The following is a 233-nucleotide window of genomic DNA, read 5'->3' on the forward strand; positions in this document are numbered from 1 at the left end:
TGACGAAGCGGCAAGCTCGCGCTTGATATCTGCGTAGGCGCGGGCTGCCTCGGGGTGTGCGCGAAGATAGTCGCGAAACACCACCAGTGCCTCCCATCGCGGATGCGATAGCTCCATCACATGCATGTGGTGCGTCCAGGGACCTGGCGGCCCCTTGCGGAAGAACAACTCGCGGGGGAGCCATGACGCGTATTCCGGCATGCAGATATAGCCGAGTGCCTCGAGCGGTGTCA

Annotated in this window: 1 protein-coding gene; it reads right to left on the minus strand. The window is 62.7% G+C overall.

The window, feature by feature from the left end; all coding sequences use genetic code 11:
* Positions 1-233, minus strand: a 233-nt coding sequence (locus tag KB213_RS12360; RefSeq protein WP_211683559.1) for a GrpB family protein, incomplete at both ends; no start/stop codon positions are given.

This window comes from Neokomagataea anthophila, assembly GCF_018122595.1.
Classification (GTDB): Bacteria; Pseudomonadota; Alphaproteobacteria; order Acetobacterales; family Acetobacteraceae; genus Gluconobacter; species Gluconobacter anthophilus.